The sequence below is a fragment of the Desulfuromonas soudanensis genome, assembly GCF_001278055.1.
Classification (GTDB): Bacteria; Desulfobacterota; Desulfuromonadia; order Desulfuromonadales; family WTL; genus Deferrimonas; species Deferrimonas soudanensis.
In genome coordinates this window covers 3,173,445-3,187,713 of sequence record NZ_CP010802.1, presented here as the reverse complement: position 1 = coordinate 3,187,713, position 14,269 = coordinate 3,173,445, and the positions used below count along the sequence as shown (strand labels likewise).

Annotated in this window: 10 protein-coding genes and 2 riboswitches; of the genes, 5 read left to right on the top strand and 5 right to left on the bottom strand. The window is 61.7% G+C overall.

Translation table 11 applies throughout. The annotated features are described in order from the left end of the window. Nucleotides 1-68 precede the first annotated feature (68 nt). The 4 genes from DSOUD_RS14280 to DSOUD_RS14265 all read left to right on the top strand — a co-directional run bounded on the left by DSOUD_RS14280 (nt 69) and on the right by DSOUD_RS14265 (nt 7,063). Nucleotides 69-1,517 carry a hypothetical protein gene (locus tag DSOUD_RS14280; RefSeq protein WP_053551640.1) on the top strand — a complete coding sequence of 483 codons (1,449 nt, stop codon included), beginning with the start codon at nt 69-71 and terminating at the stop codon, nt 1,515-1,517. A 265-nt stretch (nt 1,518-1,782) separates the two neighbouring features. Next, complete coding sequence (locus DSOUD_RS14275) at nt 1,783-3,090, top strand: hypothetical protein (RefSeq protein WP_053551639.1); 1,308 nt, start codon at nt 1,783-1,785, stop codon at nt 3,088-3,090. A gap of 38 nt (nt 3,091-3,128) precedes the next feature. Continuing rightward, complete coding sequence (locus DSOUD_RS14270) at nt 3,129-3,599, top strand: hypothetical protein (RefSeq protein WP_053551638.1); 471 nt, start codon at nt 3,129-3,131, stop codon at nt 3,597-3,599. Between the two features lie 26 nt (nt 3,600-3,625). Beyond that, nucleotides 3,626-7,063 (top strand): hypothetical protein, encoded by a 3,438-nt coding sequence (locus DSOUD_RS14265; protein ID WP_053551637.1) that lies wholly within the window; start codon nt 3,626-3,628, stop codon nt 7,061-7,063. A 215-nt stretch (nt 7,064-7,278) separates the two neighbouring features. On the opposite strand, the gene DSOUD_RS14260 is transcribed toward DSOUD_RS14265, so the two are convergent. Further along, nucleotides 7,279-8,046 carry a cytochrome c3 family protein gene (locus DSOUD_RS14260; protein ID WP_053551636.1) on the bottom strand — a complete coding sequence of 256 codons (768 nt, stop codon included), beginning with the start codon at nt 8,044-8,046 and terminating at the stop codon, nt 7,279-7,281. A gap of 174 nt (nt 8,047-8,220) precedes the next feature. Between DSOUD_RS14260 and tpx the strand changes: the two genes are divergently transcribed. Continuing rightward, entirely contained in the window at nt 8,221-8,739 is a 519-nt protein-coding gene (tpx, locus tag DSOUD_RS14255; protein WP_053551635.1) for a thiol peroxidase, read from the top strand. Nucleotides 8,740-8,825: 86 nt separating this feature from the next. Here the strand turns inward: tpx and DSOUD_RS14250 are convergent, their stop codons facing one another. From DSOUD_RS14250 to selD, 4 genes are all read right to left on the bottom strand, one after another. Further along, nucleotides 8,826-10,874: a TolC family outer membrane protein gene (locus DSOUD_RS14250; RefSeq protein ID WP_232426548.1), complete on the bottom strand. Its 2,049-nt coding sequence runs from the start codon at nt 10,872-10,874 to the stop codon at nt 8,826-8,828. 431 nt (nt 10,875-11,305) lie between these two features. Then, nucleotides 11,306-12,286: a c-type cytochrome gene (locus DSOUD_RS19015; protein WP_198300322.1), complete on the bottom strand. Its 981-nt coding sequence runs from the start codon at nt 12,284-12,286 to the stop codon at nt 11,306-11,308. A gap of 189 nt (nt 12,287-12,475) precedes the next feature. Continuing rightward, nucleotides 12,476-12,552: riboswitch (cyclic di-GMP riboswitch) on the bottom strand. A 67-nt stretch (nt 12,553-12,619) separates the two neighbouring features. Next, a riboswitch (cyclic di-GMP riboswitch) is annotated at nt 12,620-12,696 on the bottom strand. 230 nt (nt 12,697-12,926) lie between these two features. After that, nucleotides 12,927-13,118, bottom strand: a complete 192-nt coding sequence (locus tag DSOUD_RS14240) for a Sec-independent protein translocase subunit TatA/TatB (RefSeq protein ID WP_053551633.1) — start codon at nt 13,116-13,118, stop codon at nt 12,927-12,929. 86 nt (nt 13,119-13,204) lie between these two features. Further along, nucleotides 13,205-14,242: a selenide, water dikinase SelD gene (selD, locus tag DSOUD_RS14235; RefSeq protein WP_082351293.1), complete on the bottom strand. Its 1,038-nt coding sequence runs from the start codon at nt 14,240-14,242 to the stop codon at nt 13,205-13,207. Nucleotides 14,243-14,269: the final 27 nt, after the last annotated feature.

The following is a 14,269-nucleotide window of genomic DNA, read 5'->3' as shown; positions in this document are numbered from 1 at the left end:
CGCGGGATGACTCCGCGGTCATTCGGGGCACCCGGTGGATATCAACCCTGGAGAGGAGTTGTGTGAGAATGAAGGTTTATAGAATCTTGTGGAGTATTGCCGTCCTGACCCTTGCTTTGACCTTCGCCGGCTGCGGCGGCGGTGGCAACGATGGAGTTGTGCCGCCCCCGACCTCGCCGATCCTCGGGGAGGTGGTTCCCGACAGCAACGGCGTGACCGCCTTCAACCAGACGATCGAGGCGATGGATTTAGATTTCGCCATTCCGCCCTTTCCCGGACAGGCCAACTACTGGGACCTCGGCACCGACTTTTCCCTCGGTGATGGAGGGGACGATCAGTTCGATGGCGCCCTGCAGTTGGCGATCGACGGTGCGCCTTTTCCCGGAAACCAGCTCTACAGCGAACTCGCCTTTCTAACCCCCTACCTCTCGACAGCCAATGGCGTCAAGGTGGCCGCGGTGGCCGAATCCTCCCCGGACTTCCCTTCTCTGAGTGGCCTCTATTCGGCATGGCTGGCCGGAACCTCGGATTCGCGCCTGCAGCGGACCATCGATCTGAGAAATGTTTCGGGAACCCTGATCCTGACCTGGAACGACCAGGTGTTCGCCGATTCGGGTGATATCGCCGACCCTTCCAATGTCCCCTATTATCAGGTGGTCGTCCGTGACGCCTCAACGGGGTTGGTCCTTGACACACCTCTCCTTTATGCCACCTCGACAACCTTTAATCCTTCTTCCGCTCCCAACCATACGGCCGATCTCAGTGCCTACGCCGGTCAGATCATCATCCTCTCCTTCGAAACCCGGGGCACCAACCTCATCGGCTATGCAACGGTCGACGATGTCTCCCTCACCAGCAACGGCGGCGCAAATCTGCTGGTCAACGGCGATTTCGAAACGGGCGATCTCAGCGGCTGGACGACCAATGCCCCGCAGGAGCTGCAGAACGTCACTTCCGGCGTCCGTACACTGGAAGGTCTGAATGTGACCCGCTCTTTCTACACCGTCCCCAATCGTCTCTGGGGGCGCTGGGTCGATGTCTTCGAAAACCCGGGGGTAACTCCGATCACCGTGTCCGTAACCTACACCACCGACCTCGGTCACGATAATGGGACTCCCGGCGCCGGCACCGGAATGATCGCCTACACCCCGGGAACGACCGGGGCCCTCTCCTCCTGGGATAATCTGGCCGGCGACCGGGACCGCGACCTCGGCCTGGTCTTCGGCCGCGCGGAAGCGGTACTCTTTGACGCTCCTTCCGCGATAGGACTCGCCGATGGTGACGATCTGATCACGGTCACGTACAACCTCACCGTCCCCGCCCTCGGCCGCAGGGCCCTGGTCAACTTCGTGGTCATGAACGGCATCGATACCGGCGAGATTTCCAGCGTCACCGCATCGACCCGCCCTGTTGAAATCGATGCCGAAAACATGAAGATCCTCAGTGGGTACGGTACCGACCCCCAGTATCAGGAGGGGATGACCCAGGAACAGATCGAAGCCGTGGTCAATTTCTAGTTTCAGGGAAAAAATATTTCATCTTGTCAAGGCAGGGCTTCGGCCCTGCCTTTGCTGTTTTATAGAATAATTTCAAGCCCCTCTGTCTGCTCCCTCCCCTTCAGACGGCCAGGCGCTTTCCTTCGCTAACAAAATCCTCCCCCTCTTGCCAAAACACTTTTTGTTGCTATTGTGAAAACTATTCGTCCTGGAGCCCTGATTGATTCGGGACCGGGCGCAAATGACGATCCGTTTCCCTGCCCAGGCTAGCCGCAAGGAGGAATCGATGGAAAAACGACCTGATACGCAGCCGTACCTGTCCGGCCGGAGACTGCTGTGGGGATCCCTTCTTCTCCTTCTCCTTTTCTGTCTCCCCGGACCCCTCGCCGCCGCCGAATACCGCATCGATTCCCAGACCCTCTTCCAGTTCTTCGAAAGGGATACCTCCAGCGGCGCCGATCAGGCGGTGATTCCGGCCTACGAGTATCTTCAGGCCGACGTGGGGAGCCTCCAGGAGAAGGGGCTCTCCTTCCATTTTTACGGCTGGGGGCGTTACGATTTTGCCGACAACGACTACTACGAAGATGCCGACGCCGGCGAAATTCTCTACGGCTATGCCCGCTACAGCGCCGATGTGAGCAATCTCGACCTGCGCCTGGGACGCCAGTATATCTTCGAAGGGGTCGCCAGCGATGCCGTCGACGGACTGCGCGTCGGCACGGATCTCGGCAGGTACCTTACCTTTTCGGCCTACGCCGGGCAGCCCGTGTCCCTCGATGCCGTCGACGGCCGCGACGGCGACAGCATCTACGGCGGGCGCCTCGGCCATCGCCTGGGGGGCCGTTATGAACTGGGGCTCTCCTACAAGGCGATCAACAACGACAGCGACCTCGACGAGCAGCGTCTGGGACTCGATCTCTCCCTCTTCTTTCCCACCGGCGTCTCCCTCTCCGGTTTTACCGTCTACAACCTGGAGACCGACGGCTTCGGAGAACATTCCTACGACGTGCGTTTTACCGTCGGCAGCTTCGATTTCCGCCCCTTCTACCAGCGCTTTGACTACGAGGATTATTTCTCTGTCGGCAAGGAGAGCGCCAACCCCTTCCGTTTTCTCACCGGAACAGGGGAGATCCTTTCGGTGTACGGCGCCGATGCCGTCCTGCATCGATTCGCCGATGTGGATCTCGGGCTGAAGGTGAAACTCTACGATTACGACAAACGCGGCGATGCCTCCCAGTACTATGCCGGGGTGCTGACCTGGCACGGCAAGGACCTGACGAGTCTCGGCGGCGAACTCGGGGTGATGTCCGGCGACGCCTCCGAAAACAAATACATACTGGCCCGGGGTTTCTTCTACTGGGATCAGCTTCCGCCGTTGCCGGGGGCGTTCGTCAGCGGTGATGTGGTCTATGTCGCCTACGATCAGGCCATCTATGCCGATGACGACAGTTCCCTCTTCCTTTCGCTGGGCGTGGGAAGCAAGTTCCTCAAGGAGGCCCTGGAGCTCAAGCTTTCCGGCGATTACAGCGTCGATCCATATTTCGATAAAGACCTGCGCGGCCTGCTGGTGGCCACTTTTGCCTTCGGCAGCTGAGAGGTCCCCTTGCCCATTCAGACCCCAGGAGTCAAACGATGATAAAAAAAGCCTGTTCTTCTCTCCTCTGGGTTGCCGCGTCCCTGACCCTTCTTGCCGCCTGCGCCACCCTCCATGGCGGTTCGGTCCTCCCGGACAGGCATCCGGAGGAACTGCCGGCCGGCGAGCGTCCTACCTGCACCGAGTGCCATGACCCCAAAAGCGAATCCCTGAACTATGAACAGTTCAATCATACGGTACTCTTTGCCGATACCCACCGCCAGCAGGCCTACCAGAACGAAAGGGTCTGCAGCCTCTGCCATCAGACCAGCTTCTGCAACGACTGCCATGCCACCCGCGTGGAGCTCAAACCCTCCATCAAGAATCAGACGGAGACCTATCGGCGCATGCCCCATCGCGGGGATTATCTCAGCCGCCATCGCATCGACGGCAGGGTCGATCCGACCTCCTGCTTTCGCTGTCACGGCAATCCCAAAAACGCCCAGACCTGTATCCCCTGTCACGGCTAGGCGCGGTTGACCACAAGGAGGGACCCATGCAACGGCTCTTCGGATTGACAATCCTGGCATTTCTGGCGATTCTGGCCGGCGGCTGTTCCGACAGCAAGACCGGCGCCCCCACGACCACCAGCGCCCATCCTGCCAACTGGCTGGACCTTCACTCCAGTGATCCGGAGGCCGCCGGGCTTGCCGACAGCTGCCGGGTCTGCCACGGCGCCAACTTCGAGGGGAGCGGCAAGGCGGTCAGCTGCTTCGACTGCCACGCCTCCGGTCCTCCCTTTGCCCTCCATCCTTCCTGGTGGAACGGCGACGCCTTCAACGAACACCGGCATTTTCATAATGCCGTTGATCCGGCGGAGCGGATCAGCTGGACCACCTGTGCCACCGCACTCTGCCATGGCACCGCCTTGCAGGGGGGGAGCGGCACCGCGCCGAGCTGCTTCTCGGCCACCTTCACCAGCGGCCTCGGGATAACCAACAGCTGCCACGCCACCGGGCCCCTTCCTCCCCATGAGATCCCCTTCGTCGATCCCGCCCTGCACGGCGCCAAGGCCAAGGATGAGGGGGGCATCAATGAAAGCATGGGCAACTACTGCATCTACTGCCACGGAAGGCCGGCCAACCAGTTCGACGGCGGGTTCGTCGCCGACCCGGCGATCCTCAACAATGCCCAGGCCAACTGCTCCAGCTGCCATCCCGATGCGACCGCCCATCCGACCAACTGGGTACGGGCTGACAACGCGGTACGTTTTCACAGCACCGTATCAACCCAAACGGTCGCCCAGTCCTGCGCCCTCTGTCACAATACCCAGGTGCCGGGTCCCGGCCTCTTCCCCAATGCTCCGAGCTGTTTCTCCACCAGTTTCACCAATGCCAACGGCCTCACCAACACCTGTCACGGCACCGGCCCCATCGGCGCTCCCCATGCCGTCCCCTTCATCGACCCGGCTCAGCACGGTCCGGCGGCCAAGGCCGACCTGGCCTTCTGCCAGACCTGCCACGCCACCGCCGGCGGCCAGGGGAGCAACCCGACCTTCAACGTTCCCATCGGCAACCTTCTCAATGGCTGCGAGGACTGCCACCAGGCGGGGACCGCCCATCCGACGGGGGCCGATCGCTGGACCTTCCATTTCGACCAGACCGGCACCCGACGCACCCACTTCGCTTCCGGGAACGTCCTTGCGGCCTGCGCCCTCTGCCACAATGTCAGTGCCGGGGAGACCGGCGGAGCCGCTCCCGCCTGCATCGTCTGTCACGTCTCCGCTCCTCAGTTCCAGCTGCAGTGCACCGTGTGCCACCTCAGCCCTCCGACGGGGGCGGCCGACGACACCGGCGCGACGACCCCCGTGGCCCATGGCAACGTGGCCGCCATCCCTCTGCATGAAGATTGCGCCATCTGTCACGGCGCCCGGGACGACGGCACCGGCCAGTTGACTGGCAAGGCGGCGGATTACCAGCTCTTCAATTCCGGAACGCCGGCTCTCAGCCAGGGGGGGGATCACCTCGACGGCCTCATCGAAATGAACGGTCCCACCGGCACGGGCGCCGGGTACAACACCACCAACTTCGGCTGCGACAATGCCTGTCACGGCAACGACCCGACCCACCAGCTCCCCAACGCCTCGGGTCTGACCGTCGAATTCGGCAACTTCGGTTCCGGAAGCGCTGCCTGCGATACCTGTCACGGTTATCCGCCGGACGGCAATCCCGACCTGACAGGCGCCACCCCGGTCAATCACCTCTTCGGCAATCTCGGCGCCACCCTGTTGGCCAGCCACAACGACTGTCTCCTCTGCCACGGCACCAGGGACGACGGCACCGGCTCTCACAGCCCGGCCGCCAACTACGATGTGGCCACCGACCACAACACCGGCAGCATCAACATGAACTCGGCCACCCAATACAACCAGACCAACTTCGGCTGCGACCTGGCCTGCCACGGCAATGACGCGGCCCATCAGCTCTCCGATTCCGCACTCCCTGTCGTCCTGGCCGACTACGGCGGCGGCGGGGGCGCCGGAGCCTGCTCCGCCTGCCACGATACCGGTGTCGGCGGGGCGCCGGTTGTCATCGAAAATACCTCCTCCCACGCCAGCCTGACCTGCGAGGCGTGCCATACGGCCCATAACGCGGGGACGGTGATCGTCCCGAACAACGCGGCCGTCGGCATCAATTACGGGATCGATCACGGCAACGGCATTTCCCTCGGCGGGAGCGCCACCACCGGCACGACCGAAGCGGAAATCTGCTGGAACTGCCACGCCGGCAGCGCCGGACCTCCGAGCGAATGGGGCGTTCTCAGCGACACCAACGGCGGCGCCCCCAACTACAATCACGGCACGCTGAACCAGCCGAACTGGGTCGGCGCCACCTGGACCAGCGGCTCGGCCCTCTTCGGCTACAAGACCGGAACGATCCAGTCCACCCACTCCGCCAATCCGGCGGCCTCGGCAGCCGGAGTCGACGCCGTCGGCACCATCCGCTGCAGTTACTGCCACGACGTCCACAACATCGGCGCCCAGGGCTTCCGCAGAGCTTACGACAACGGCGGCGTTCCCCCCTATCTCTGCGGCACCTGGATGGGGAACCCCTACCGGGAGGACGGTGCTCCCCTCGCCAGCATCACCTACAGCCCGACAGTCAACCGCTTCGGCGCCGTTCCCCGCGGCAGTACCGCCAGCATCGTCCTCGGCGGCTACCAGATCGACCAGAACAACGGCAATCCGACCAGTACCTGGACGGCCAACACCTCGGCAGGGCTCTGCGAATTCTGCCACGGCAACGGCGACGGCACCTGGTCGGCTGCGGAGATCAACGGCATCAACGAGTTCGGCACCGCGGCCAACGCCTGGATCGGCAGCAACGGCCACGCCAACGCCGTTCTCGGAGGCAGCGGTCCGGGCGCCAACATCTTCCGCAACAGCGACCGCACCGCCAGCCCCATCCTCAGTGGTACGGCCGGCGCCGGCAACCCGACCATGGCCTACCTGCATGCGCTCGGCAGCCGCGGCTACGGCTGGCGCCCAGTCGACATCAACGGCACCGAAGGCTGGTACCTGAGCCCGTCGATGAATCTCAATGACCGACCCTACGGGTTCAACTACTACAACTGGGGAGCGACGGTGGACGAGAGCACCACCGACCTTTCGTACCACAAGTTCTCCTGCTCCAAGTGTCACAATCCCCATGCCTCGCGGTTGCCGCGCCTGATGATCACCAACTGCCTCGACACCAAGCACAACACCTGGGACACCCAGGCCGCTGTCGACACCATCCCGACGGTCAACAGCAGTGTCGGCACGGCGGTCAGTCCGGAGAACCGCAACACGACCTTCTCCAATTCCACTTCGGCACAGAACTGTCACCGCCTCAGCGACCCGGCCCAGCCGCAGGCCATGGGGACCGGCTGGAACCTGGTGACCCCCTGGGGCGCCGCCGGCGGTACGGCACCCGACAACGGCACCATTCCCTAACCCATAACCGGCAAAGGAGGTTGAGACATGCGCAGGTATCAGAAACCGGCAATCGTCGGCAGCAGCACCGTTCACCCCTGCTAGGGGAAGATTTCAGGGACTCCTGAGTCGTCAAAAAAAGAACGCCGGGCCCTCTGGCCCGGCGTTCCTTTTTTATTCTGTGTGCACCCGGTGGAATCGGGTTCGGCTTTCCCTGCCGCTGGGGGAGAGGAGCCTTACTTGAGATGGCAGGTTGTGCAAAGGGCGCTTCTGCTGTTGCTCATGACCAGCAGGTTCGCTCCTTTCGCATAGATATCATGGCAGGAGAGACAACCGACCTTCCCCTCGTAAAGGACGATTTCCGGCGGCAGAGCATCTTCTCTGCGCAGATCCTCCTTGCGGTCGGCCGCCATCCGGTAGTTCAGTCCGAGGTAGTGGCCTGCGCATTCCCCCTTGTGTCCCAGGAGGCAGAAGTTGGCGTGGGGACCGTTGGTTCCGTCATGGCAATTCATACAGAGGACAGAGGCGTCGTCGAGAGTTCCCTCGTCGGATCCCTCCCTTGAGGCGAGTTGGGGATGGGCGAGGAGGACGGCACCCTGATGGCTTTTTCCGGCGACGGTGCTCTGGTGACAGCGCTTGCAGAAATCCGATCCAGCGGAATCTTCTCGGAGCAGGGCTCTGGGGTAGGGGGGGCCGGCGGGATGGGGATCGTGACAGGTGGCGCAATTGAGCCGCCCGGCGTCGTCGAGCCAGAAGCCTGGAGGTAGCGCGATCTCGGGGATGAAGTTGGTGGGGTGCGAGGCCGCGCCGGAGAGTTGGTGGCACTGCAGGCAGACGCCTCCGACGTCGCCGACAAAAGAAGAAGCGCCCCCTGCCGAAGGGTCTGAAATATGGCAGAGCCCGCATTGACCGGCAAAGTCGTGGGACGAGACGGCCCTTGCCTGGGGAGCGGAGACACCGAGCATCAAGAGGATGAGGAAGGAACCGTTCCGTATCGCATTCATCGTCGCCTCTCTTTGTTAGGCAGAAGGTTTGAAAAAATTAAGTATTATTACGATAGCTGTCCGGGGACAAATAGCAAGGCCTTCAGGGGGACGTGAGAATCTCCCTTGACACTCCGGCAGCTCCGGTTAAAATTATGACCGTTTCGATAATCTTTAAAACAAGGAGATCATTTCATGGCACAGGAGCGTACCGGCGTCATTCTCTTCAAAGGCAACCCGATGACTTTGCTCGGCCCGGACATCAAGGTCGGAGACAAGGCCCCCGATTTTCGCGTGGTCGACAACGGTCTGCAACCGGTGACCTTAAAAGACGGGGCAGGGAAGGTTCAGCTGATCACGGTCGTCCCGTCCCTCGACACTCCGGTCTGCAACACCATGACGCGCAAGTTCAACGAAGAAGCGGGGAAGCTCACAGGGGATCTGGCGGTCTATACCATCAGCATGGACCTCCCCTTCGCCCAGAAGCGCTGGTGCGGCAACGCCGGCATCGAGAAGGTGAAAACGCTTTCCGACTATCAGGACCGCTCCTTTGGCGAAAATTACGGCGTCCTGATCAAGGAGCTCAAGCTTCTGGCAAGGTCGGTTTTTGTCATCGGTAAGGATGGCAGGATTGCCTATCGGGAAATCGTCAAGGAAGTGACCGCCGAGCCCGATTATGCCGCCGCCCTTTCGGCGGCGAAGAAACTCCTCTGAGTCTTCTGCGGAAAACGAAAAAAGCCCCGGCCGTCGCCGGGGCTTTTTTTTGTCCGAAATCCTGGGGGGGAGGAAGAGCTGGTGTCTCACGGAACGATGGCGACCACCCGGGCCTGAAGTCCCCGGGTGGCCAGCCGGGAGGCCGTCGCATCGGCCGCCTCCCTGGTGCCGAAGCGGCCGGCGGTGAGACGGTAGGTGGGGAGGTTGACCGTGGCTTTTTCCAGGGTCGACTTCACCCCGAGGTACGCCAGGCGTTTTTCTTCACTTCTGGCGCCCTTCTCGAGGAGGTAGGACCCGGCGTAAACCTTGAAACCGCCCTTGTCCCTGAGGATAAAGGAGTCGGCCTTGATCCGGCGCAGGGCGTCAAGCCTGTTAAGGGCCGCTTTCTGGCTCGGATAGCTGCCGGTCAAGAGGCGGATGACTTCCCCCGTTTTCTTGGGACCATATTCGAGGACAGGGGTCAATCCCGCTTCCATTAAAGCTTTCTGGACTTCGGCCAGGGCGGCATTGGTGACGAAAACGTCGATCTTGAGGGTGAAGCCGGTCCTTGTCCCCTTGGCGTCCGTTCCTCGGTCCGGTCCGGCGACGGCTGCCGGGGGTGCAGGTTCGGTCATTGTTCTTTCTGCTGGAGCGACCGGGGCGTCTTGCCGGGACGGGCCCGGTGTCGCCATTACCGCCATTTCAGGGACGGGAGGAGTAAGCGGCGATGGCGGAACGGCAGGCGATCGCAGCACGTCGGCGGCCACAGGTCCGTCCGTCTGCGGTGACCTGCGGGTAAGCGTCTCCGGGTCGGAGGTATCGACCTGGATGTTCAGCCGCTCGAGGAGGACCCCGATGTCGCGCCAGAGGAGGGCGACGGCGTAGGCGAAGGTTTCCGTGGCGTCGGACTGGGCATTGCGGGCGGCGATCAGATCGTTTTCGGCATTCAGGACATCCTGAACCGTCGCGGTCCCGCTCTTCCTCTGGTTGCGATATTCGGCCAGGCGCTCCTCGGCAAACCGTACGGACTGATCGTTCGTCTGCAGTTGCAGGCGGGCCGAGATCAGAGAGCGCATGTCCGATTCGACGGAATTGTTGACCTGCCATTCGAAGGCGGTGATCCTGTTGCGCAACTGCTCGGTGCGCAGGCGGCTCTGGCGATAGGAGTTTTTCGCCGCGGAGTTTCCCAGGGGGAGGGAGAATTGCAATCCGGCCGACCACCAGGCGCCTTCTCCCTGGCCGATCTGCTGGAAACTGTTGCCGATGCTGCCGTCAATGCCGCTGAACCCGCCGCTGGCAATCATCGAGAGATCGGGGAGAACCTGGTGGCGGGCGACCTCTTCCTGCAGGAGGGCCGATTCGAGGGACAGCCGAAGTTGCTTAAGATCGGAGCGGGATTCCAGCGCCGTAGCAAGGGCCTGTTTCTGCGATTCCGGAGGTTCCTCCCGGGAGGGGGGATCCACCGGAATAATCGGAGTTTTTTCCTCCATACCGATCAGGTAGCGCAGATGAGCCTCCTGGTCCCGGAGGTTGCGTTCGGCATCGACCAGATCCTTGCGCCGCTGGGCCAGGGCGTACTCGGCATTGGCGACTTCCACCCGCTGCAACTGCCCTGGCCGGGTATTTCTCCTGATGTCCTGGAGCAGATCCTGCACGGAGGTCAGAGCGGCCTGTCTTGATTCCAGGACCCTGCGCAGCGAGTAGAGCCGGTTGTAGGAGGTGACAACGGAGAAGACGGTATCGGCGAGGAAAAAACGGAACCTTTCCAGGGAGTCCTCGAGAGAATTCCCTGCCAGGGTGATGTTGAGTTCCATAACCTTTTTGCCGAAATTCTTCAGCAGCGGATGGGAGATGGTCAGTCCGACGGATGATTGCCAGTCTTCGGTGGAAATTGAGGCGTTGTCGGATTCGGCAGTGGTATAACCGGCCTGGGTCGATGCGGAGATGCTCCCGCCGGTGGGGAGGTACTGGGTCAGGCCGAGGGTGCCGATGGAGCTGCTCGTTCGAAAATCTTCGCCGGGAAAGGTGGTCTTGCCGGTGGAGGCCGAAGTGGAGAAAATGGGATTGTAGATCGCCCGGCTCTGAGCCAGGTTTGATTCGGCAATGGCCGAGCTGAGAGCTTCGACTCGCAGATCTATGTTCTTGCGGATCGCCATGGCCACGGCGGTCTCCCGGGTCAGTTGGACCGGGTCTGCGGCCGCCGCCTCCGGGGTGGTCAAGAAAAGAACAAGGAGAGGGCCGGTGATCAACCCGCAAAAGAAGGCCCGTCCTCGACGGTGCCCTCGCCGAACCGGCGGTGCGAGGGGCTGTAGGGAAACGGGCGGAAGCGGAGTGAACTGGGTCACTGGGAAACCCTCCGGGAAGAACCGGGGTTGGGGTCTTTTTAGCCTGCCGGGACGGTTGTCCCGGAGCGTTCTGTGCTCTAAGGTCTCGGAATTATGCCATGCTGGCGGTTGTTTTCAAGGGCCGGCCGAAGCGCAAAAAAAAACGCCACCTCCGCGGGTTCGGAAGTGGCGATCATGCGCCGTATCGGGATGACAACGACCTTCCGGTGCCCTCCCCGAAGGAAGGGCACCGGCCGCAGTTATCAGTACTGGGAAATGGCCGTGAGCTGGGCAGCGGTCAGAGAGCCGAGGAAACCCATGCCGCCTTTGTTGTTATTGATGGCGCTCTGGGTGGCAGAGACGGGCTCGCCGCGCATCCCCTGGCCATGGCAGCCGGAGCAATACTGGTTGTAGAGCGCCATGCCGTCGAGGGCCGGAGCCGGAGCAGGAGCAGGAGCAGGAGCAGGAGCAGGAGCAGGAGCAGGAGCAGGAGCAGGAGCAGGAGCAGGAGCTGCCTGGCTGTTGAGGTAGGAGGCCAGGGCGGTTTTTTCCGTCGAACTCAGACTACCGGTATTGTGGGCGGTGGCGATCTTGGAACCGTCGCCGGCGAGGTTCATCTTCGAGGTGCCGGTGAGGGTGTGGCAGCCGGCGCAGCTGTTGCTGAAGACCGCTTGCCCATTGACCGGAATCGGGGTCGGGGTCGGGGTCGGAGTCGGAGTCGGAGTCGGAGTCGGAGTCGGAGTCGGAGTCGGAGTCGGAGTCGGAGTCGGAGCTGTCTGGCTGTTGAGGTAGGAGGCCAGGGCGGTTTTTTCCGTCGAACTCAGGCTGCCGGTATTGTGGGCGCTGGAGACCTTGGAGCCATCGCCGGCGAGGTTCATTTTGGAGGTGCCGGAGAGGGTGTGGCAGTTGGCGCAGCTGCTGTTGAAAACCGCCTGGCCGTCGGCCGGAACTGGCGTGGGCGTCGGAGTCGGAGTCGGGATCGGAGCAGGAGTCGGGATCGGAGCAGGAGCAGGCGTGTCGTCGTCGTCCCTGTCATGGTTCTTGTAACGCTTCCAGCGTTGGTCGCGATCCGACCTGTGGTCGTCGTCCCGCTCTGAATTGTAGGCGGTTCTTATCTTGCTGAACCTGGAATATTCCCGGTCGCGGTCCCGGTCGGAATCGGCAAAACCTGCCGTGACTATGCCGGCGACCAGCAGGCTGGCGATGCCGCAAATTGCCAGGATTTTCTTTGAGAACTTAATCATTGGACGAATCTCCTTTTTTTCATTTGGTGTTGGTTGATCCTCCAGCGCACTACATGCAGCAAGATCTTCTTCCTGATCCTGCATCAAGGTTTTGCACGAGCCTGGTCCGTATCACCTCCTTTTTTCCCGCTCCGGCGGGTTTTATCTCCGGACATGAAAAAGCCGGATTGCCGAATATCCTGGTGATATTTCGGCAACCCGGCTGTCTCGAGGAGACCCTGTAGGCTTTCCGCCCCACCCTCGCGAGTGGTTTAGTATTATCGTCTATCGTCAATCTTCTCGTGACAGAAGAAGCCCATAAAAAAACCGGATTGCCGAATATCATTGTGATATTTCGGCAACCCGGCTGTCTCGATGAGACCCTGTAGGCTTTCCGCCCCACCCTTGCGAGTGGTTTAGTATTGTCGTTTATCTTTCTCGATTAAATTTTAGGTGACGATAGTGCAGGAAAAAAGTTGTGTCAATAAAATTTTTACTTAAATTTTGGAGTTGGCATGATATTTGATTTCAATAAGGAGCTAAGTAGCTTTAATCAGTTGGATTAAGGGCGGTTGTCCAGTGAGGTGGGGGAAATATTTTTTCCAGATACACCGTCCTTGGGTCGGAAACGTCCGGAAGGGACGTTCGAACCCTGGGCGGATCACTTCTTCTTCCCTTTTTCCCGCAGCAGATCACCGAGTTTGAGGGGGTCGCGCAAGGCCTGCCGGGTTTCGTTGACCTTGCGGTGGAGGTCGAGCCCCCGGCCGATCATGGCCCTTACCGGGCCGACACCGAACAACAGGATGACGACACCGAGCAGCAGGGTAATCTCCCAGATTCCGAAACCGAACATGTTGTCTCCTTGGGGATGGTTTGTTGCTCAGGAAAACCCTTTGGGGGCCGGGGTCTCCAAAAACATGCCGCCTTGGACCGGCCGTTTCAAAGCAGTCGCAGACTTCCCGGCGGTCCGGCTTCCACAGCGCCGATCTTCCAGGCGCCGCATCCGGCTTCAAGAAGCCTGCGGCGCAGCTCTGCGCATTTTCCCGGCGTTACCGCCAGCAGCAGTCCCCCCGAGGTCTGGGGATCGGCGAGGAGGTCGACCAGGGCCGCGGGGAGTTTCCCGCCGCCTGCCACGTGCGGGAGATAGAATTCGCGGTTGCGGTAGCTGCCGGCGGGAACCAGCCCCAGCCCCGCCATCTCCAGCACCCGAGGGTAGAGGGGGAGAGCGTCTCCCTGCAGCGCCAGGCAAACGGCGCTGGCTTCGGCCATTTCCAGGGCGTGGCCGAGGAGGCCGAAGCCGGTGACGTCGGTGCAGGCGGAGACGCCGACGACCAGCATGATCTCGGAAGCGAGGCGGTTGAGACTCGCCATGCCGGCGATCGCCTCGGTGAGGTCGCTGTCGGTGAGAACCTCCCCCTTGAGGGCGGTGGTGAGGATCCCGGTGCCGAGGGGTTTGGTGAGGATCAGGCGGTCGCCGGGTCGGGCCCCGACGGTGCTGACCATCTTCCTCGGGTCGACGAGCCCGGTGACGGAAAGGCCGTATTTCGGCTCGTCGTCTTCGACGGTGTGACCGCCGACGATCACGGCACCGGCCTCCATGACCTTTTCCGCCCCTCCCTGGAGGATCGCCGTCAGCACGGAGATGTCGAGGCAGGCGGGAAAGCCGACGAGGTTGAGGGCGGTCAGCGGCCTGGCTCCCATGGCGTAAATATCCGACAGGGCGTTGGCGGCGGCGATGCGGCCGAAGTCCCGCGGATCGTTCACGACCGGGGTGAAGAAGTCGAGCGACTGCACCAGCGCCCGGTCGTCGTCGAGGCGGTAGACCCCGGCGTCGGCAAAGGGGATCGATGCCGAGAGAAGATTCGGGTCGTCAGATTTCGGTAATTGACACAGGACCTGTGCCAGCGGCCCGGGGGCCATCTTGGCGGCTCAACCGCTGCTGCGGGAGAGGGCGGTCAGCTTGATGTTCTCGGTCATGGGGTCACCTCCTTTCAGGGAATTTTC